Genomic DNA, 18959 nt, shown 5'->3' with positions numbered 1-18959 from the left:
CCGCGGGTGGCGGCGCAGAGCCTCAAGGTCGAACTGCGTACGGTGTTCATCTTCGAGTTCCTCACCGATGAGCAACTCGACGCCCTCGCCGGGAACGGCACCATCACCACCGTGCCGGCAGGACCGGTGTGCCGGGAAGGTGAGCCGGCACAGTCGTTTTACGTGTTGCTCGACGGTGGCGATGTGGTGATGACCAAGCGCTCCGGGGACCACGACGTGGAACTGCACCGAACATCGGAACGAGGTTTCTACTTCGGCGCGATCTCGGGCTGGGGCGCCGTCTACGACGTCACGGTGCGGGTGACGCGCCCATCGCGGTTGTTCGTGGTGGAAGCCGACTTCTTCACGCGGTTCATGCAGACGGTGTGGCCCGTCGCAGTGCATCTGCTCGAAAGCACCGCGATCGGCGGGCTGCGCCAGCGTCAGCTCCTGGGCCTACAGGAGAAGCAGCACGCGCTGGCCACCATCACCGCCGGGCTCACCCATCAGCTCAACAACCCTGCCGCGGCCACCGTGCGCGCGGTCGCCGACCTCCGCGACAGTTTGGCCGAGTCGCATCGCGACCTCGGTGTGCTCGCCACTGCCACTCCGGACGCCCTGCCGACCTTGCTGGGCCTTCAGGCCGAGATTGCCGTAGCCATGCCGGCATCAACACTGTCGCCGCTGGAGGCCGCAGATCGCGAGGACGCGATCGAGCAGTGGTTCACCGAACACGGCATCAACGACAGTTGGCGCTACGCCTCGACATTGGTGGAGGCGGGTCTGGATATCGGCTGGCTGAACCGCGTCGCCGCGGCCGTCGGACCGGCGTCGCTGGAGTGTGCCGTGAACTGGCTCAAACAGCTCATCGACATCGACCTGCGGATCCGGGAGATCGCCGAGGCCGGCAACCGCATCGCGGCACTGGTCAACGGCGCCAAGCCCTACTCCCAGATGGACCGCGGACCCTACCAGTGCATCGACATCCACGAGATGCTGCGCAGCACCGTGCTGATGTTCGGTGACAGGGTCGCCATGGTCGGCAAACCCGTCACACTGGTCAAGGACCTCGACCAGTCGCTGCCCGAACTACATTGCTACCCGGCCGATCTCAACCAGGTGTGGACCAACTTGATCGACAACGCTCTCTACGCGATGAACGGTCACGGCACACTGACGGTGCGCACCAGACGCGAAGGCGACTCGATGATCCGCGTGGAAATCTGCGACGACGGACCCGGCATTTCCGACGACCTCATCGGTCGCATCTTCAACCCGTTCTTCACCACGAAGCCGGTGGGTGAGGGCCCCGGGCTGGGTCTGGACCTGGCGTGGCGCATCGTCGTCGACCGGCACCGCGGCCACATCTCGGTGCAGTCCACACCGGGCGACACCCGGTTCATCGTGTGCCTGCCGCTGGAAGCGCCTGCCCCGGGCAGTTAGGGGAACTTCTGCCGTAGCTCCCGCCGCGACCGAATCCCCAACTTCGTGAACACCTTCCGCAGATGCCACTCCACGGTGTGCGCACTGATGAACAGCTGGCCGCCGATCTCCTGGTTGGTCAGACCCTGGCCCGCCAGTTCGGCGATCTGGCGTTCCTGCGGGCTCAGCTGGTCACCGGCTCTGGTCGGCTGCTTACGGGTCTTCTGGCCGGCGGCCTGCAGTTCGCGGCGCGTCCGTTCGGCGAACGCCACCGAACCCATTTGGACGAACTCTTGGTGGGCTATCCGCAACGGCTCACGTGCGACGGTGGCAGGACCGTTGCGGCGCAACCATTCCCCGTAGAGCAGGTGGCTGCGAGCGACCTGGATCCGCAGCCCGGTTCGGTCGAAGTGCCCGATCGCCTCCCGGTACCGGGCTTCAGCTTCGTCACCGCTGCTGAGCAGCGCCTGTGACCGGGCCAGCGAGCCGAGCGCACGTGGTGTGCCGGACGCCAGCGTACGGTCCCGCAGCCGGTCGAAGGCCTGCGCGGCAAGGGCGGTGTGCTCGCCGCGCACGCCCGCCTCCACCATCTCGGACAACACCTCCGGGTAGAACCCGAGATCGTCGTACTCGGCGGCGCTGCGCGCGGCCGCCAGCGCGTCGCCGTAGCGGCCCAACCCGACGTTGAGCACCGCGGTGGCGTAATGCGCCAGCCCGATCACCCGCCCCTCACCACGGGCCCGGCCGGAGGCCAGGGCAGCCGTCGCCAATCGGGTGACCTCGGGTTCGTCGCCGCGCCAGGCCGCCACGACGATGCGGTGGTACTTCAACGGCGCGTAGTCGATGGCGATCGACAGATCGTTGGCTTCGGCGACAAGGGCACTCGCCGTTGCCAGTTCACCGCGCTCGACGGAGGCGCCGGCCCGCGACAACAGCGCCGACGGCAGCAGCGCCAGGGCGCCGCTGTCGGTGGCCAGCCGCACCGCATGCGCCGCGATGTCATGCCAGCCGTCATCCCATGTCTCGTGGATCAAGCAGTCGTGGACCAGGGGGAACGCCCGCCAGAACCACCCCGACCCGTCGACCGTGGCTTCCTTGAGTGCGTCCAGGGCGCGGCGCATGGCGGGCATCGCCTCCACAGCACCCACCGCCAACCGCGCGGCCAGCGCATGGGTCACCAGGTCCAGCGGGGTCTTCGGCTGCATCGTCGCCAGCGCGGACCGAGCGGTCACGGCAACATCGGTGGCCAGGCGCTCGCCGATGCGCCCGACGTACATCGCCGCGCTCAGCGCCTCCAGGTAGGCCTCGGTGGCCAGCGTGCTGTCGAGGGCCTCCAGTTGCTTTGCCACCGCGGTGAACTCGGAGACGGCGACGACGAGCGTGTCGGCATCACCGCCGGCGCGCGCTGAGGCGAACGCCAGCCGAGTCCGCAGCTGCGCGGAGCGGGCCCGTTGCAGATCGGTCAGCGGCCCCAGGTCCGCGGTGGCCAGAAGGCGACGGGCGCTGTCGAAGGACGCGATCTCGCGGTGCGCCTCGGCAGCGGCCAGTGCGCGGCCGGTACGGATCGACGGGTCGGGAGTCAACTCCACCGCACGTGTCAGAAATGCTGCGGCCGAGGCGGTTCCGCCCCGCTGCAGCGCCCGCCCGGCGGAGTTTTCCAGGTCTCCTGCCACCTGCTCGTCGAGGGAATCCGCGGCCAGGGCGCGATGCCAGGCCCGCCGGTCCGGGTCGACAGCGGGGTCGGTCACCGCCGCCAGCGCGGCGTGCGCAAGCCGCCGCTGCTCGGCGGTGGCCGAGCGGTAGGCCACCGAACGCGCCACCGGGTGATGGAACTGCACGCGGGTGTCGACGGCGATCAAACCGAGGTCATGCGCGGGCGTCATCGCCGCGGGTTTGAGATCCAGATGCGCCAACGCACGCGACAGCAGGGCGGGGTCCCCGACGGGCTCGGCCGCAGCGACGAGCAGGAGCATCCGGGTGTCGTCGGGCAGGTCGGCGATCAGGGCGCGGTAATGCTCCTCGATGCCGGCGCTGACGGTCTCGGTGTGGATGGACGTGCTGTCCTTCGGAGTCTCCAACAGCGCCAACGGGTTTCCCCGTGCTTCGGCCACGATCCGGTCGAGTACCGCCGCGTCCAACAACTCCGGGAACGCTGATTCCAACAACTTGCGCGCGTAACCGTCGTCGAGGCCACCCACAGCCAGGGTCGGCAAGCCCGCGGTGCCCTCGATCGGTGTGCGCAACGCGAACGCCAACCCGACCGACTCGGCCTGCAGACGGCGCGCCACGAAGAACAGCGTCTGCGCCGACACCTGATCCAGCCACTGCACATCGTCCACCACGCACAGCACCGGCCGTTCGGCAGCGGCAGCGGCGAGCAGTCCGAGCACCGCCAACCCCACCAGGAACCGGTTCGGCGCGGTTCCGGTATCGCGGAGCCCGAAGGCCCGCTCCAACGCCTCGCGCTGCGGTTGCGGTAGGCCCGATCGGAGATCCATCACCGGCGCGCACAGCTGCTGCAACCCGGCGAACGCCAACTCCATGTCGGATTCCACGCCGACCGCGCTCAGCACAGCGCAGTCCCCCGCAAATTCCCGCAGATATGTCAGCAGCGCCGTCTTGCCGATGCCGGCCTCCCCGAGCAGCACCAGCACCTCGCTCCGGCCGGATCGGAGAGCGTCCACCATCTCCCGAAGCGTCTGGCATTCGACGCCGCGGCCGGGCAACACCGCGTTGCTTCGGTCGTGGATCGCCGTCACGATCGAGCTGCCCACCTGTCTGGAACGCCGGATGCGGCCATCGTCCCTGGCCGCGGTACCGGCAAATCCTGTCACGTCGGCCCGGCGGATGCAGGGCTACCCGGGGACTACGGGTTTTCCGTGGTCCCTGCCGCCTGGCGCGACTGCCAGTGTGGTCGCAGTGCAGCGGAGGGAGGGCCGGTGATGAGCGCTCCGGAACTGTCGGGGAGCACGGCCCTGGTCACCGAGGGCACCTCCGAACCGGGGGTTTCCATCGCACGGTTACTGCGGCGCGCCGGTGCCCACGTCATCGTCAGCGGCCGGGACGCTGACGCCGGACGGGTGGCCGTCAACGCGCTCGGTCCCGGCGCCAGCTTCATCACCGCAAACCTGGCCGACCTGGAATCCGTCGACCACCTCGCCAGACAGATGCCCGTCGACATCTTGGTCAACAACGCCGCCCTGGCGGACCTCGATACGTTGGCCGGTCTGTACTTCCTGGTGGCCGCCGTCGCGCCGTGCATGATCCGCCACAGTGGGGGGTCGATCGTCCACGTCTCGTCGGGGGAGACCGATGCCGGCGCCGCGCTGACCCGCACCTGGGCCGCGGAATTCGGTTCCAACGGCATCAGGGTCAACAGGGTCGTGACCGGGCCCGCCGACACGTCCGTTCCGCTGGGACGCGCCGCCGAACCCGCCGAAATCGCCGAGGCCGTCCTGTTTCTCGCCTCACCGCGGGCGAGCTTCATCACCGGCGCCACCCTGCACGTCGACGGCGGGGCAAGCATCGTGTGACGGCCTGCACGGCTCACGGCTTGACGACGTAGTGGCTGCTGATCGCCACCCGGTTGAACGCGTTGATGACGACGGCGGCCCACCGCAGCGCCGCGGCCTGCTCGGAGGTCACCGCGTCGGTGTCCACGGCGGTGCGGTCGGCGATGAGGGTGATCTCCTCGGCGATCGCCAGCGCCGCCCGCTCGGCATCCGAGAAGTACTGCGTCTCCCGCCACGCCGACAGCACCGCCAGCCGATCCGCGGTCTCCCCGCCGGCCAGGGCGTCGCGGGTGTGCATCCGTAAACAGAACGCGCAACCGTTGATCTGCGAGGCCCGGATCCTCAGCAAGTCCAGCGTGAGTTTGGGGATTCCCACGGCCTCGGCTGCCTGCGTCACCTGCTCGTCGAGGGCCAACATCGTCTTGTACGCCTCGGGGATCGCGGTGCTCAGCAACGTGCGGGTGGCCATGGTGTTCTCCAATCAGTCAGCCGGGCCGGGGCGGCCCGCACCCGTATTGACGAGACAGCGCACCACTATGTGACCCGCCCCGGGTCACCCGACCAGTAATTGGTATTCCTGCTCCCAGACCGCGTACCGCCGTCGGTCCAGCCACACACGCAACACCCCGAGCAGGGTCGCGGCCACCGCCGCCGCGCCCACCCAGACCGACATCGCCGCGGTCACCGCGGCGGGAACCGCAGACTCAGGTGGCGGCGGTGTCCGCTCGCCGCGCTGATCCACCCAGATGCCCAGCGCGTCACCGACTTCGTGCCACTCCCGCGAGAACATGGCATCGGTGCGGATACGCCCTCCGTCGGTCCACTGCACCCGGGTGACCGCGCCCGGTGTGTAGAGATCCGCCGGCCCCACACTCTCGGCGATCACCTGGGCGCTGACCTGACGGTGTGTCGCCATGTACTCGGTGAGGGCGCGGGCCTTGGTCTCGTGCACCTCGGTGCCCACCGCGCACGCCACCGGGATCAGGAACAGCAGCACGGCAGCCACCACGGCGGCCAGCGCTGCTTCCACTCGATCGCTGCAACGCACCAGTGGGTTGTGTCCCAAGGCCCGCGACAACCACACGTTCCTGACGTTGTGGTCGACGGCGTCCATGGCAGCCTCCGAAGTGACCGCGGTCGTGCACCTTCAGCCTGCCAGCACTTGCCGGATTGCAACAGAGGCCGAGCTCATGACTTCGGCATGTATGCAAAAAGCGCCAACTCATCCGGGCGAATGATGTTGACGCGGCTGCCCTTCGAGCCCCGGTACCCTCCGGTGCTGCGGTCATCGCGCCGGCGCGCTCACCCCGCGCTGAGGTCGGAAGTCTCCGAGAGCTCGCTGACCCGAACGACAGTGACGTCCGCCTTCTCGAAGGCCTTGATCTGCTCGTCGGTGGCCGCGCTGTCGGTGACCAGCGTGGTGCCGGCCGGAATGGGCGCCCAGGCGTGAAACGGCCTGCGCCCCAGTTTGTCTGCATGCGCCAGTATGTAGAGCTCCGACGCCCGTTGCATCATCAGTTCTTTGAGCCGCGTCTGCTCCAGTTCTGCCTCGCAGATCCCGAACTCGGCGGTGACGGCATCGGCCCCCAGGAACGCGCGGTCGAACGTCAGCCGCTCGAGTGTGGCCTCGGCCAGTGGCCCCACGAACCCCTGACTGAGATGCCGCAGTGTGCCGCCGATGCACTCCACCCGGACGGCGTTGGCGTCGGCCAGCGCTTCCAGCGCGGTCAGTCCCGCGGTGAACACCGTCAGGTCACGGACCCGACCGAGGTACTCCCCCATGGCTCCGACGGTGGTTCCGGCATCCAGCAGGATGGTCTCTCCCGGCTGCACCTGCCGGGCGGCCCACCGCGCAATCGCGTGCTTGGCGTCGAAGCCCTGCTGCGCGCGTTGGCGCAACGATGATTCCGGGTGACGCTTCAAGGCGATGGCGCCACCGTACGTGCGCGCAATCAGTCCCTGATCGGTGAGCAGACTCAGATCCCGCCGAATGGTGGATGCCGTGACCCCGAACTGAGTGGAGAGTTCCTCGACGCTGGCCAGTCCGGTGGAACGCGCCAGTCTGACGATCTCGGCGCGCCGCGCTTTGGAACCCCGTGGGGGCATCAACTTCTCCTATTTGAGAACAGTTGTGCTGGTTGCCAGTTCGGTCGCCTGACGAAGAGCCTCGATCATGCTACCTGCTTCGGCTATCCCTTTACCGGCGATATCGAAGGCTGTGCCGTGATCCACCGAGGTGCGGATCACCGGAAGTCCGACGGTGATGTTGACGCCGGCTTCGATCCCGAGCACCTTGACCGGACCGTGTCCCTGATCGTGGTACATCGCCACGATCAGGTCGTAGTCGCCCCGGCCCGCCAGGAAGAAGGCCGTGTCGGCGGGCAACGGGCCGTGCGCGTCGATGCCGTCGGCCACCAACGCCTGTACCGCGGGAACGATCTTGGCGTCCTCTTCTCCGTAGCCGAACAATCCGCCCTCGCCGGCATGCGGGTTGATGCCGCACAAGCCGATCTTGGGATGGGGGTTACCCGCGCGCACCAGGGCCTCGTGACCGCGGCGCACGGTGCGTTCCACCAGCCCCGGCTCGATCTTGGCCACCGCGTCGATCAAACCGATGTGTGTGGTCACGTGGATGACCTTGAGTTTAGGCGTCGACAGCATCATCGATACCTCTTCGGTGCCGGTCAGGTCGGCGAGCAGTTCGGTGTGGCCGGGATAGATGTGGCCCGCGGCGTGCAGCGCTTCCTTGTTCAGGGGTGCGGTGCAGATCGCCTGGACCTCACCGCGGACGGCGAGTTCGGCGGCGACGCGGATGTACTCGTAGGCGGCATGCCCGGCGACCGCGGACAGCTCGCCCCACGGCAGATCCGCGGGCAGCAGGTCGAGATCGATGACGTTGATCCGGCCGGGTGCGGGATGCGCGTCGGCGACGGAGTCGACGGTCACGATGTCGCAGCGGATGCCCAGGATCTCGGCGGCCTGCGCCAGCCGCTTGGCATCGCCGATGACGACGGGGATGCACCGGTTCAGAGTGGCGTCGTCGAGCAGTGCGGGGACGATGACTTCGGGGCCGATTCCGGCGCCGTCACCCATGGTGATGGCGACGATGGGCCGTGCTTCGGGGCCGGGTTGGGGTGTCATGGCGGAACTCTCCTGAGGTGTGGTGTCTGATTCGGGCCCTGGCGTCGGTGCCAGGTGTGCGGTGATCTCGGCGAGGCTGGCGCGGTCACCGAAGCTGCCCGGACGGGTGACGATGCGCCGTCCATCCGGGGCGATACTGACGACGGCGCCGTGGTGGACGACGCCGGCGAGGCGCAAGGCGCTGACGGCCAGGGCGTCGATGACGGCCCGAGCGGTTTCCCCACCGGTGAGCACCAGATCAGGCCGTTGCCTCGAGTGGCGGTCCACCTCGGCGATGAAGCCGCCCATCGCCGTGGACAGCGCGCGCTGATGCAGCGCCGTAACTGACCCGCTGATCGTCAGGACGACATTGCGATGTGCCCTCAACGCGTTTGTCACAGCGGTGATGTCCGCCGTGCCGGCCAGCAGCCGGTCGGCATCGACAGCGACGTGAGCGGCGCCGCCGGCGATGAGTGCCTCGACTTGCGAAGGCGCATTCGGTGCGGCGGTACCCACCACGGTCAACACCGTGGCAGAGCCCGCGGGGGCGCTGCGCGCCGCGGCGACCACCGGTTGCGTGCGGGCAAGCGCAGCGGCCAAGGCCGAGGCACCGACCAGCTGAACCCCCGGGATGGATTGTGCGACAGCCACCACGAGGTCCAGATCGGAATCGTCGGCGATATCGCAGATCGCCACCTCGCCCGCCGCCACAGCGGTTGCCGCGTCACGCGGCGAGGCGCACACCGCAGCCGGATGGCTGATGAGGTCGGCCACGGTGGGTGGGGCTGGTTGCGGTTCCAGGTGCCAGAGGTCGGTGTGGTGCAGCGCAACGTCACCGACGTACAGCACACCGCCGCGGATCTGCCGTCCCAGGGCGGGCAGGCCGGCGGCCACGATCACCGGACCTCGTTCGGCGAGGGTGTCGACGGCGGCGCCGACGTGGCCGCGCAGCAGCGAATCGATCTTGTGCATCACCATCCGCCCGGGGCTGACGGCACTCAATGCGGTGCGCAGCACACGATCGGCGTCCGCCACCGGCATGGTCCGGCTGTTGAGGTCGGTCACGGTGACACCGCGCCGAAGCGATTGTCCGGCATCGAGTTCCAGTACCAGGTCGACGTCCCGGTCCAGGAACGCCGCCGCCGTCTCGGCGGCACCGGAGAGGTCGTCGGCGAAGATGGAGAGGTCGAGGCTCACAGTGCCGTCCTCACAGCGACATCCCCGCGCACTGGGTGATGACCTGGCCGGTGATGCTGCGGGCGTCGGGGCTCATCAGGAACCCCACTAGTCCGGCCACTTCATCGGCGTCGATCAGACGGCCCATCGGCGGTGTCTTGGGTGGGGTGTGAGTCCGGTTGGGATCCATCAGCATCGGGGTGTCCGTAGGTCCGGGAGCCACCACGTTGACCGTCACCCCACGCTGAACCAGTTCGGCAGCCCAGGACCGGGCCATCCCGGCCAGGGCGGATTTGGTGGCGGCGTACTGACTCTTGCCTGCGCTGCCGGTCATGGTTCGGCTGCCGAGCAGAATGATGCGCCCGCCATCGCGGATCTTCGGCGCCAGCGTGTTGGCCAGCACCTCAGCGGCTCCCACGTGCACCCGCCACATCTGGGCGCTGTGTGCGGTGTCGAGGTGGCCCAGCGGTGCGCTGAATTGCAGACCGGCCGCATGAACCAGTGCATCCACCGAGTCCAGCTGGCGCAGTTCGGTTTCCAGTGCCTCGAAATCCGTCATGTCGGCGCGCAGCCAGGTGAATCGGGTGTCCTCGATGTCCGGCCGGCGTCGACTCAGGCCGGTGACCTCCCAGCCACCGGCGAGCAGCCGCGTCACGATCGCCGCCCCGATTCCGGAGCTGGCGCCGGTGACGATCGCGCGCTGGGCCGTCATGTGGCTGCACTCACCCAGTCACTCTCGAGAGCAACGTGTTCGATGGCCTGGCGGTACCGGGTGAACGCGACGTGCAGGGTGCCGCCGTCGGTGCAGATGGAGGGGTAGGACAACTCCCGGTTCAGGGCGTCGCGGGAGTTGTTGGACAGGCAGTACCCGTCACCTTCTTCGATGTTTCGTCGCACCGGCCAGGTCAGGCCGCCGTCAGCGGAGACCGCCAGTGTCATCGGCGCCCGTGGCGCTCCCCAGAATGCGGTGCGTTCGGCGGTGCTGGTCGCCACCGGGGCGGGGGCCGGCGCGGGGTTGTCGGCGATCCCGTCGTCGTCGATCTCGTCGTAGAGCGATACCCGCCGCGCGGTGGCGTCGGCGGCACTGGATTCGTTGAACACCAGGGCCAGTCGATCATCCGGGAGCACCACGAACTGGATGGAGGAGTTGTTGTTGGGCAGCTCGGTGGGCTGCGGCACCGACCAGCTCTGCCCGTCATCGGTGGAGACGCTGCGGTAGATCGAGTCGGCCCAGCGGCTGCGGAACAACGCGACCAGGGTGCCGTCGGAGAGCCGCCCGATGTTCATGTGCACGCAGCCGATGCTGTCGGGCACCTCGACTTCACTCCACGTGTGGCCACCGTCATCGGAGATCATCACCGCGCTGTAATCACGGTTGCCTGCCCACTTCTCGCCAGGAATTCGGACGCAGTAGAAGATCGGCAGCAGCAGACGGCCACCGGGCAGTGCGACCGGTGGCTGACGGATGAACACCCCGGCGGCGTCGGTGGCGGGAATCAGCGTGTGCACGTCGCCCCACGTGCGCCCGCCGTCAGAGGAGATACGCCGCTGTACCCGTGCGGTGTCCTGATTGCCGGCGTGCTGCGAGGTCCACAACAACCACACCTCGTTGTCACCATGGACGTACAACACGGGGTTCTGTTCGGAGCGGGTGTCGTCGTGGGACAGCTGCACGGGTGCGGTCCAGGTGTCCGCTCCTGCGTCCAGCCGGGAGAACCACACGCTGATGTCGGCGACACCCTCCTGGGTGCCGGAGAACCACACGCAGGCCAGGGCGCCGTCGGGAAGCACTGTGAGGTTGGCGGCGTGGTTCTGGATGTGCGGCGGCGGTAGCAACGTCTCCCGGCGGCCGTGCTGATGGTGGGGCCGCAGCACGCCGTCGGCGTGGAGGGTGGCGGTATCGGCGGTGGTGGTCATGAGTTTCCGTTCAGGGTCACTGCGGCCAGATCGTAGGAGTTGGTGGGCCGCAGGTTGATTCCGTCGATACGGGTGCGCCGTCCGAGCACCGCCTTGGGGACGAAGGACCACAGCATGGGGCAGGTGTCCCAGATGCGGCGCTGGGCATCGGCCAGCAGTGCATCACGGCGGGCGGGCTCCACCTCTTCCGAGGCCTGGGTGATGATGGCGGTGATCTCGGGGAATTGGTACCCGTGATAGGTGTCGCGGGTTTCTTCTTTCTCAGGTGTTCCGGCGTACATGCCCTGCATGATGGTCAGAGCCAGACCGGTGGGGCTCGGATATCCGTTGCCCAGGATGTCCCAGTCGCCGGCTTTGCCCTGACGCCACTGCGCGATGTCGCCGCCGGGCTCGAACTGCTGCAGCGTGGCGCCGACACCGGCGGCCGAGAGCATCTGCAGCACCGACTCCATGATGTCGGTGTCCGCGGCGAATTCGCCGCTCTCCCAGATGATCTTGACGCGCAGATCGTTGATGCCCAGGGACCTCAGCTCGGCCTTGGTGCGGTCGGGATCGTAGGTGTAGGTGCCGGTTTCGATGGCGCCGGCCAGACTCAGCGGGATGACGCCACGCGACGCGGTGGCCGAGCCCTGCATCACGTTGTCGACCAGGGACTGCCCGTCGATGGCGTACGTCAGGGCGCGGCGCACCCGGGCGTCGGCCAGCGGATGGCCCGGAGGCTTGCGGAAGTTGTAGAACAGCTGGTTGAGACGCACCCCGTCGGCGTGCTGGACGGCCACCCCGGCCAGGCCCTCGATCTGATCGGTGGAATCCGGGGTGATCGAATCGATGACATCGAGTTCACCGCTGCGCAGGGCCACCACCCGGCTGGACTCGTCGGGCATGAACCGTACCTGCACCGACTCCACGTGCGGGGCTGCGCTCCAATAGTTTTCGTTGCGCGCCAACGAATATGTGCCCGACCCGCGGTCGGATGCGGTGACGATGTAGGGGCCCGTACCCACTCCGTCGGAGAGGTCTTCGGGTTTGTTGGCCGCCGCAGGGGTGATGAGGATGTTCGACATCAGGTAGTCGAGTACCGGCACCGGTCGAACGGTGTTGAGGAAGAAGCTGGTCTGGTCGATCGGTTCGACGGTGGGCCACTCGGGGAAAAACCCCCCGACAAAGGACCCGTCGACCTGGGAGTACATCGACAACGCCGTCGCCACATCCTGCACCTGCACGGCACTGCCGTCGGAGTACCGGATGCCGGGCCGCAGGTGTACAAACCAGCGCGTCGGCTCCACCAGGCGGAACTGGTCGGCGAGCACCAGTTGAGGTTTGAGGTTCGAATCGATCTCGGTGAGCGCCTGCCGCACTGCGCGCTGAACCGTGAGCGCCGCGTCGTACTGCAACAGCTTGTTGTCCAACGTGTTCAGCGCCCGGTTCAGACCCAGGCTTACCGCATCGGGTCCCGGTCGGCCGGTCGGTGTCGCACACGACGCAATGGCCGGGGCCAGCGCCAGTCCGGCGCCGAACAGCATGCTGGAACGCAGCATCGACCTGCGGGAAAAGCGTCGATCGAGTAGCGACTCGGTCATCGTCGACCTCCGAGTTTGAGGGGTGCCGCAGTCGGGGATGCGCCGCGCTCGGCGGTCCCGCGCTTGTGACTGGTGCCACACCGAACCCTAGCCCTTCTGCGCACAACACGCAATATGCGTGCCACACCTTGCGTATTACGCGCATTGGTGTCATTGTGATTTAGACGACAACCCCGTCGCTTTCTGGCTCCGACCACAGGTCGCCGCCGCAGATCAGAAGGGTCGACGATGACCGCACAGGTATTCCTCGAGGTCGGTGACTGACGTGGCCGACCAGCTTCTTGCACCCATGCCGGCGTCGACGGCCGGCACCGCACCACGAGGTGCACTCAGCCGACTGCTGGGGCCGATGCCGCGTTACATCCTGCGTCGGCTCGGCCAGAGCCTGCTGACGGTTTTCCTCACACTGACCACCGTCTTCGTGCTGATCCGCATGGCCCCCGGCGACCCGGCCTACTCGCTGGCCGGGCCGCTGGCCAGCTCGGAGGATCTGGCCCGGATTCGCACCGACATGGGCTTGGACGAATCCGTGTTCGTCCAGTACCTCAAGTACCTGCAGGGTCTTCTGCACCTGGATCTGGGCACGTCGTATTCGTTCCAGGCCCCGGCTTTCGACGTGGTGCTGTCCCGGCTGCCCTACACGATCACCTTGGCGGTCTCGGCGATCCTGCTGACCACCCTGGTGGCCATTCCGCTCGGGGTGTGGATGGCCCGGCGCGCCGACAGCCGTCGTGAACTGGCCGCCAACGCCGTCACCATCGCCGGGCAGTCCATGCCGGACTTCTGGACCGGCCTCATGCTCATCACGGTGTTCGCCGTGCTGTTCCCGGTGCTCCCGCCGGCCGGATTCACCACCTGGTCCAGCCTGATCCTGCCGACCGTGACCATCGCCGTCCTGCAAGTCGCGCTCATCTCCCGAATGGTGCGACGCGAGATGGTCGGCGCGTTCTTGTCTCCCTACATCACCGTCGGCCGCTCGCGCGGTGTGTCGGAAACCGAGCTGATCTGGCGATACTCGTTGCGCAACTCCGCCATCCCGGTGCTCACCGCGTTGGGAACCCGCTTCGCCTCGATGCTCAACGGTGTCGTGGTCGTCGAGGTGGTGTTCGCGTGGCCCGGCGTCGGCTCGCTGGTGGTCCGCGCACTGGAGACCCGCGACTACCCCCTCATCCAGGCCACCGTCCTGGTGACGGCGGTGCTGGCCATCCTGGTCCAGCTGCTGGTCGACCTCTGTTACCCACTGCTGGACCCGCGCGTCCGGCTCGGAAAGGCACGCGGCAAATGACTACTCCCGCAACCACTGTCATCGACCCGCCGGCGCAGCCCCGCCCCTCGGCGGTCACCGCCCGTGACATCGCCCGCGCCGGCGCCACCCGCCGTCACCGCGACAGCCGGGTCAAGATCTGGGTGGGCACCATCGCCGTCCTGCTCGTCGTCGCGCCGGTGGCCTTGGCGCGGGTTCTCCCGCTGCCCTCCCCCGATGCCACCAACCTCGCCGCGCGACGGCTTCCCCCGCTGACCGACGGCCACCTGTTCGGCACCGATCAACTGGGCCGCGACCTGCTGGCCCGCGTCCTCTACGGCGGTCAGGTGTCGCTGACGATCGGCATACTGGCCGTGCTGGTGTCCGGGGTGATCGGCCTGACCCTGGGCGCGGTGGCCGGCTACCGCGGCGGCTGGATCGACACGGTCGTCAGCCGCCTGCTCGAAGCACAGCTCTCCTTGCCGCTGCTGATGATGCTGCTGCTGGTGGTCGCGCTGTTCGGTCCGTCGATCCCCGTCATCACCTTCGTCATCGCCATCGCCCAGTGGCCCGAGATCGCCCGGCTCACAAGATCTTTGACACTGGTGGAACGGGAGAAACCGTATATCGCGGCGGCGCACGTACTGGGCCTGGGACATACCGCCATCCTGACCCGCCACATCGTGCCCAACATCGTCAAGCAGGTCTCGCTGGTGGTGTTGCTGCTGTTGGCGCAGGCCGTGCTGCTGGAAAGCGCCCTGAGCTACCTGGGTGCCGGCCCGCAGCGCCCGTTTGCCACGTGGGGCCGCATCATCTCCGACGGCCAGGACTACGTCACCACCTCATGGTGGCTGGTCACGCTGCCGGGCCTGGTGATCGCCCTACTGGTGGTCGGTGTCAATCTGCTCGGCGACGGACTCCGCGACCGCGCCGGAGGCCCCAGGATCGGCCTGCTGAAGTTGTTCACGTTGCGCCGGAAGGACAAATGAGATGGGTAATCTGCTGCGCATCGACGAGTTGCAGATCGAACTGATCACCGCGGCCGGTGTCATCCGCGCCGTCGACGGGGTGACGTTCTGCATCGGCTCCGGTGAGACCGTGACGATCATCGGGGAATCCGGCTCGGGCAAATCGACCACCGCCATGGGCGTGCTGGGGCTGCTCCCCCCGGATCTCGCCGTGATGTCAGGCCGCGCCCAGTTCAAGGACATCGACATCCTGGGCAAGGACGCGGCGCTGAAAAAGGTCCGCGGCCGGCACATCGCCCTGATCCCCCAGGACCCCATGACGGCGTTGAGCCCCGTGCACACCATCGGTTCCCAGCTGCGCGACGCGATCCGCCACAGCGGCGTCACCGGCCGCGCGGCGCAGCGCACTCGCGCGGTGGAACTGCTTGACCAGGTACACATTCCGCGCCCCGCCGAACAGCTCTCGAAGTACCCACACCAACTGTCCGGTGGCATGCTGCAACGTGTCCTGATCGCCGCCGCGCTGGCAGCCGGACCCGAGCTGATCGTGGCCGACGAACCCACCAGTGCACTGGATGTCACCGTGCAGGCCAGCATCCTGGACTTGCTGCTCGAACTCCAGGAACGCACCGGTGTGGCCATGCTGCTGATCACCCACGACCTCGGAGTGGCGCGTTTGATGTCCGATCAGATCTACGTCATGAAAGACGGCCGCTTCGTCGAAGGCGGCAACGCTGAGGCACTGCTGGGCAACCCGCAGACCGCTTACTCGAAACGACTCCTCGACGCAGTTCCCCGGCTGGACGCCCGGCCCGGCATGGAGGTACCGGCATGACCGAACCCTTGTTGAGTATCGAAGACCTGGTGGTCGAATACCCCGTTCCCGGCGGGGTGTTCCGGGCACTCGACACGGTGAGCCTGAGCGTCGAGCAAGGCTCATGCCTGGCCGTCGTCGGCGAATCCGGTTGCGGGAAGTCCACACTGGCCAAAGCGATCGTGCGGCTGGTGCGGCCCTCGTCGGGCCGGATCTGCTTTGACGGCGTGGACATCGCCGGGCTCTCGGAACGAAAGCTGCGGCCTTTCCGCTCGCGCATCCAGATGGTGTTCCAAGACCCGTACGGATCGTTGGACCCGCACCTGAACGCGGTGGACATCGTCGGCGAACCGCTTCGTCTGCGCGGTGTCCGGAGCCGGCGTGACCGCGAGGCCCGCGCCGCCCAACTCATCGATCAGGTGGGGCTGCCCACCAGCGCACTGCGGCGTAAGCCGGCCGAGTTCTCCGGTGGCCAGCGCCAACGGATCGGGATCGCGCGTGCACTGGCCAGCGAACCCGACCTGCTGGTGTGCGACGAAGCCACCAGCGCGCTCGATGTGTCCGTGCAGGCGCAGGTGCTCGACCTGCTGCGCGACATCAAACGCGAGACCGGGCTGACGTATGTGTTCATCTCCCACAACCTAGGGGTGGTACGCGAGATCAGCGACACCATCGTCGTCATGCGATCGGGCGGTATCGTCGAATCCGGCTCCACCGCAGAGGTTCTCGCCCATCCACGCGAGCCCTACACCATCGCGCTGCGAGCAGCGGCGCTGGATCCCACGACCATGGTCGGAATCAAACCGCGCAACGTCGTCGCACGCATGACCACCACCCACACCGCCGTGCAAGGAGCAGCCTGATGCCCGATCTCGACTTCACCCGCCCCGCGCTGGGCACCATGACGTTTGGTGACACCGTGGCGGCCGCCGATGCCGGGAAGATGGTCGATGCCGCGTTGGCCGCCGGCATCACCCATATCGACACCGCCAACGGCTACGCCGGGGGTGAATCAGAGAAAATCCTCGCTCAGGTGCTGCGTGGTCGCCGCGACGATGTCACCATCGCCACCAAAGCCGGGATTCCGCATCCCGATGCCGACGGCAATGCACCACTGTCGCCTTTCGGCCTGCGTGCCAGCGTGGAAGGCAGCCTGCGCCGCCTCGGTATCGAGCGCGTCGACCTGTTCTATCTGCACCAGCCTGACCGCGCCACACCCTTGCGCGACACGTTGAGCACCGTGGCCCAGTTGGTGGAGGAAGGCAAGATCGGTGCCCTCGGAGTGTCCAACTACGCGGCCTGGCAGATCGCCGAGATCAACCACCTTGCTGACGAAGTCGGGGCGCCCCGGCCTCTGGTGGCCCAGCAGGTCTACAACCTCCTGGCCCGCCGCATCGAAGACGAATACGCCGAGTTCGCCGCCGTCACCGGCCTGATCACCATGGTGTACAACCCGCTGGGAGGCGGGCTCCTCACCGGCAGGCACTCTCTTGACGCCGACCCCGCCGAAGGTCGGTTCGGCGACTCCCGGCTGGCGTCGATGTACAAGCAGAGGTACTGGAACGCAGCGGTGTTCGACGCGATCGCGCAGCTGAGCACCCTGGCCGACAAGGCCGGCCTCCCGATGACCGAGTTGGCACTGCGGTGGCTGGTCAGCAAGCCGGTCGCCGGGCCGATTCTGCTCGGCGGCTCCAAGGTCAGCCATCTGGAGAACAACATCGCCGCCATCAACGCCGGACCACTCGACGACGAACTCGTTGCCCAGTGTGACGACATCGGCGTCGGCCTGCGCGGCGCCATGCCCAACTACAACCGCTAGGAAGCCCATGACTGCAAGCGAATTCGCCGAACGGCTGCGTCGCCGCGAACGCCTGATCGGTTACTGGTCGGTGCTCGACTCCCCCGTCTCGACCGAGTGGCTGGCCCACGTCGGATATGACTACATCGCCCTCGACATGCAGCACGGCCTCATCGGCTACTCGGGCATGGTCGCGGGTCTGACGGCTATCGACGCCGCCCACGGCCCTGTGGGCCTGATCCGTATCGAGGCCAACCACCCCACCCCCATTGGGCGTGCGCTCGACGCCGGTGCGGCCGGTGTCATCGTGCCCTTGGTCAACACTGCCGCCGAAGCCGCCGCGGCAGTCAATGCAGCGACCTACCCGCCCAACGGGATTCGTTCCTACGGGCCGATGCGCTCACAGTTGCGCATCGGCCCCACGCCCGCTGTCGCCGACGCCGACACCGTGGTGTTGGCCATGATCGAAACTCCCCAGGGTCTGGAGAACGTCGAGAGCATCTGTCGGACAACGGGTCTGGCCGGCGTGTACGTCGGCCCGTCAGATCTGCGCCTCGCTGTCGGCGGGACACATCCGCAGGATCCCGCTGTCGATGACGAGTTCGAATCCGCACTGCGGCGCGTCAGCGAGGCGGCGGCAGCGGCAGGGATCGCGGCCGGTATCCACACCCCTGACGGTGCGACGGCCGCTCGCCGACTGGCCGACGGTTTCACGTTCGCGTCGGTGGCCTCAGACCTCACCCATCTGAAACTCGCGGCCGCCGCGCACCTCAAAGCAGCGACGGGGGGTTGAGCCCACCCGGTGTCGAACGTGTGTTCTAATGGCTGTCGTCCGCCGGTCCCGCTCATCGCGGGCCATCTTCGACGAGAGGTACGCCGTGACGATCACTGTAGACACCCCGGCAGCAGAGGCAGCGCCCACCGCACCAGTCGCTGAGGAGACTCCGACGAAGACCCCTGCCAAACGGGGCGCCGGCAGGAAAGCCAAGACCATCGAGCTGACCCTGACCGTCACCGGCTCCGCCGACGGTGAATGGCATGCCGAACTGAAGCAGGGTTCCACCTACCTGGCCCGCAACGTCGCCGTCGCTGCGTCCGCCGTGTCCCGCGCGGCCAGGGAACTGCACGAAGACCTCTCCACCCCGATCGATGCCGTGATCGAAGAGGCACGCTCGCAACAGGCCGCGAAGGTCGCGGCATTGGAGGCCGAGCTCGAAGCGGCGCGCAGGGTACTGGCGGATTTGGACTGAGGCTTGTGGAAACTGCACGCCCGTCGGCGTCGAGCATGACTCGGACCTCGCGCCACCAGGTTGTAGGGCGGGCGGGGCTCGAACCCGCTGCCTGGCCACGCTCAGCTCCCTCATCAAGGGAGTGTCAAGGATCAACCGACACAACTGTCAGGCATCACCCGAAACAGAAACGACCAGCAT

General features: G+C 67.6%; 17 protein-coding genes. 9 read left to right on the top strand and 8 right to left on the bottom strand.

What is annotated here, in order from left to right; translation table 11 throughout:
- The first annotated feature begins 6 nt into the window (after positions 1 to 6).
- Positions 7 to 1422, top strand: coding sequence for an ATP-binding protein (locus tag AC3A6P_RS01350; protein ID WP_487688116.1), 1416 nt, complete (start codon positions 7 to 9; stop codon positions 1420 to 1422).
- On the opposite strand, the gene AC3A6P_RS01345 is transcribed toward AC3A6P_RS01350, so the two are convergent.
- Positions 1419 to 4160, bottom strand: coding sequence for a helix-turn-helix transcriptional regulator (locus AC3A6P_RS01345; protein WP_487687395.1), 2742 nt, complete (start codon positions 4158 to 4160; stop codon positions 1419 to 1421). The two genes, AC3A6P_RS01350 and AC3A6P_RS01345, sit on opposite strands and share 4 nt — an antisense overlap.
- A gap of 183 nt (positions 4161 to 4343) precedes the next feature.
- Between AC3A6P_RS01345 and AC3A6P_RS01340 the strand changes: the two genes are divergently transcribed.
- On the top strand, positions 4344 to 4934 hold the full coding sequence (locus AC3A6P_RS01340) for an SDR family NAD(P)-dependent oxidoreductase (protein WP_487687392.1): 591 nt from the start codon (positions 4344 to 4346) through the stop codon (positions 4932 to 4934).
- Between the two features lie 13 nt (positions 4935 to 4947).
- Here the strand turns inward: AC3A6P_RS01340 and AC3A6P_RS01335 are convergent, their stop codons facing one another.
- The 7 genes from AC3A6P_RS01335 to AC3A6P_RS01305 all read right to left on the bottom strand — a co-directional run bounded on the left by AC3A6P_RS01335 (position 4948) and on the right by AC3A6P_RS01305 (position 12706).
- A complete protein-coding gene (locus tag AC3A6P_RS01335) occupies positions 4948 to 5382 on the bottom strand; it encodes a carboxymuconolactone decarboxylase family protein (RefSeq protein WP_487687390.1) in 435 nt (144 codons plus the stop codon).
- Positions 5383 to 5466: 84 nt separating this feature from the next.
- The gene (locus AC3A6P_RS01330) at positions 5467 to 6027 is read right to left on the bottom strand and encodes an Rv1733c family protein (protein WP_487687388.1); all 561 of its coding nucleotides are present in this window, start codon (positions 6025 to 6027) and stop codon (positions 5467 to 5469) included.
- A gap of 188 nt (positions 6028 to 6215) precedes the next feature.
- Positions 6216 to 7019: a DeoR/GlpR family DNA-binding transcription regulator gene (locus AC3A6P_RS01325; protein WP_487687386.1), complete on the bottom strand. Its 804-nt coding sequence runs from the start codon at positions 7017 to 7019 to the stop codon at positions 6216 to 6218.
- 9 nt (positions 7020 to 7028) lie between these two features.
- Positions 7029 to 9230, bottom strand: a complete 2202-nt coding sequence (gene pdxA, locus AC3A6P_RS01320; protein ID WP_487687383.1) for a 4-hydroxythreonine-4-phosphate dehydrogenase PdxA — start codon at positions 9228 to 9230, stop codon at positions 7029 to 7031.
- A 10-nt stretch (positions 9231 to 9240) separates the two neighbouring features.
- Positions 9241 to 9921, bottom strand: coding sequence for an SDR family NAD(P)-dependent oxidoreductase (locus AC3A6P_RS01315; RefSeq protein WP_487687380.1), 681 nt, complete (start codon positions 9919 to 9921; stop codon positions 9241 to 9243).
- On the bottom strand, positions 9918 to 11126 hold the full coding sequence (locus AC3A6P_RS01310; protein ID WP_487687378.1) for a sialidase family protein: 1209 nt from the start codon (positions 11124 to 11126) through the stop codon (positions 9918 to 9920). The genes AC3A6P_RS01315 and AC3A6P_RS01310 overlap by 4 nt, the downstream gene beginning before the upstream one ends.
- The gene (locus AC3A6P_RS01305) at positions 11123 to 12706 is read right to left on the bottom strand and encodes an ABC transporter substrate-binding protein (protein ID WP_487687375.1); all 1584 of its coding nucleotides are present in this window, start codon (positions 12704 to 12706) and stop codon (positions 11123 to 11125) included. Before AC3A6P_RS01305 ends, AC3A6P_RS01310 begins: the two co-directional genes overlap by 4 nt.
- 265 nt (positions 12707 to 12971) lie before the next feature.
- On the opposite strand from AC3A6P_RS01305, the gene AC3A6P_RS01300 reads away from it, so the two are divergent.
- From AC3A6P_RS01300 to AC3A6P_RS01270, 7 genes are all read left to right on the top strand, one after another.
- Positions 12972 to 13991 carry an ABC transporter permease gene (locus tag AC3A6P_RS01300; RefSeq protein WP_487687373.1) on the top strand — a complete coding sequence of 340 codons (1020 nt, stop codon included), beginning with the start codon at positions 12972 to 12974 and terminating at the stop codon, positions 13989 to 13991.
- Positions 13988 to 14938, top strand: coding sequence for an ABC transporter permease (locus AC3A6P_RS01295; protein ID WP_487687371.1), 951 nt, complete (start codon positions 13988 to 13990; stop codon positions 14936 to 14938). Before AC3A6P_RS01300 ends, AC3A6P_RS01295 begins: the two co-directional genes overlap by 4 nt.
- A 1-nt stretch (position 14939) precedes the next feature.
- Positions 14940 to 15752 (top strand): ABC transporter ATP-binding protein, encoded by an 813-nt coding sequence (locus tag AC3A6P_RS01290; protein WP_487687368.1) that lies wholly within the window; start codon positions 14940 to 14942, stop codon positions 15750 to 15752.
- Positions 15749 to 16594 carry an ATP-binding cassette domain-containing protein gene (locus AC3A6P_RS01285; protein WP_487687366.1) on the top strand — a complete coding sequence of 282 codons (846 nt, stop codon included), beginning with the start codon at positions 15749 to 15751 and terminating at the stop codon, positions 16592 to 16594. Before AC3A6P_RS01290 ends, AC3A6P_RS01285 begins: the two co-directional genes overlap by 4 nt.
- Positions 16594 to 17550 (top strand): aldo/keto reductase, encoded by a 957-nt coding sequence (locus AC3A6P_RS01280; RefSeq protein WP_487687363.1) that lies wholly within the window; start codon positions 16594 to 16596, stop codon positions 17548 to 17550. The genes AC3A6P_RS01285 and AC3A6P_RS01280 overlap by 1 nt, the downstream gene beginning before the upstream one ends.
- A gap of 7 nt (positions 17551 to 17557) precedes the next feature.
- Positions 17558 to 18322: an HpcH/HpaI aldolase family protein gene (locus tag AC3A6P_RS01275; protein WP_487687361.1), complete on the top strand. Its 765-nt coding sequence runs from the start codon at positions 17558 to 17560 to the stop codon at positions 18320 to 18322.
- An 85-nt stretch (positions 18323 to 18407) separates the two neighbouring features.
- The gene (locus AC3A6P_RS01270) at positions 18408 to 18779 is read left to right on the top strand and encodes a DUF6319 family protein (protein ID WP_487687358.1); all 372 of its coding nucleotides are present in this window, start codon (positions 18408 to 18410) and stop codon (positions 18777 to 18779) included.
- Positions 18780 to 18959 lie beyond the last annotated feature (180 nt).

The organism is Mycobacterium sp. Soil_C_30, assembly GCF_057656995.1.
This window is presented reverse-complemented; position numbering and strand designations above follow the sequence as displayed.

What these genes read in the sequence shown, in the direction of transcription:
- AC3A6P_RS01340 (WP_487687392.1), top strand. Translation starts at nt 4,344, where the DNA reads ATGAGCGCTCCGGAACTGTCGGGGAGCACGGCCCTGGTCACCGAGGGC.
- AC3A6P_RS01335 (WP_487687390.1), bottom strand. Translation starts at nt 5,382, where the DNA reads ATGGCCACCCGCACGTTGCTGAGCACCGCGATCCCCGAGGCGTACAAG.
- AC3A6P_RS01330 (WP_487687388.1), bottom strand. Translation starts at nt 6,027, where the DNA reads ATGGACGCCGTCGACCACAACGTCAGGAACGTGTGGTTGTCGCGGGCC.
- AC3A6P_RS01325 (WP_487687386.1), bottom strand. Translation starts at nt 7,019, where the DNA reads ATGCCCCCACGGGGTTCCAAAGCGCGGCGCGCCGAGATCGTCAGACTG.
- AC3A6P_RS01315 (WP_487687380.1), bottom strand. Translation starts at nt 9,921, where the DNA reads ATGACGGCCCAGCGCGCGATCGTCACCGGCGCCAGCTCCGGAATCGGG.
- AC3A6P_RS01310 (WP_487687378.1), bottom strand. Translation starts at nt 11,126, where the DNA reads ATGACCACCACCGCCGATACCGCCACCCTCCACGCCGACGGCGTGCTG.
- AC3A6P_RS01305 (WP_487687375.1), bottom strand. Translation starts at nt 12,706, where the DNA reads ATGACCGAGTCGCTACTCGATCGACGCTTTTCCCGCAGGTCGATGCTG.
- AC3A6P_RS01295 (WP_487687371.1), top strand. Translation starts at nt 13,988, where the DNA reads ATGACTACTCCCGCAACCACTGTCATCGACCCGCCGGCGCAGCCCCGC.
- AC3A6P_RS01290 (WP_487687368.1), top strand. Translation starts at nt 14,940, where the DNA reads ATGGGTAATCTGCTGCGCATCGACGAGTTGCAGATCGAACTGATCACC.
- AC3A6P_RS01285 (WP_487687366.1), top strand. Translation starts at nt 15,749, where the DNA reads ATGACCGAACCCTTGTTGAGTATCGAAGACCTGGTGGTCGAATACCCC.
- AC3A6P_RS01280 (WP_487687363.1), top strand. Translation starts at nt 16,594, where the DNA reads ATGCCCGATCTCGACTTCACCCGCCCCGCGCTGGGCACCATGACGTTT.
- AC3A6P_RS01275 (WP_487687361.1), top strand. Translation starts at nt 17,558, where the DNA reads ATGACTGCAAGCGAATTCGCCGAACGGCTGCGTCGCCGCGAACGCCTG.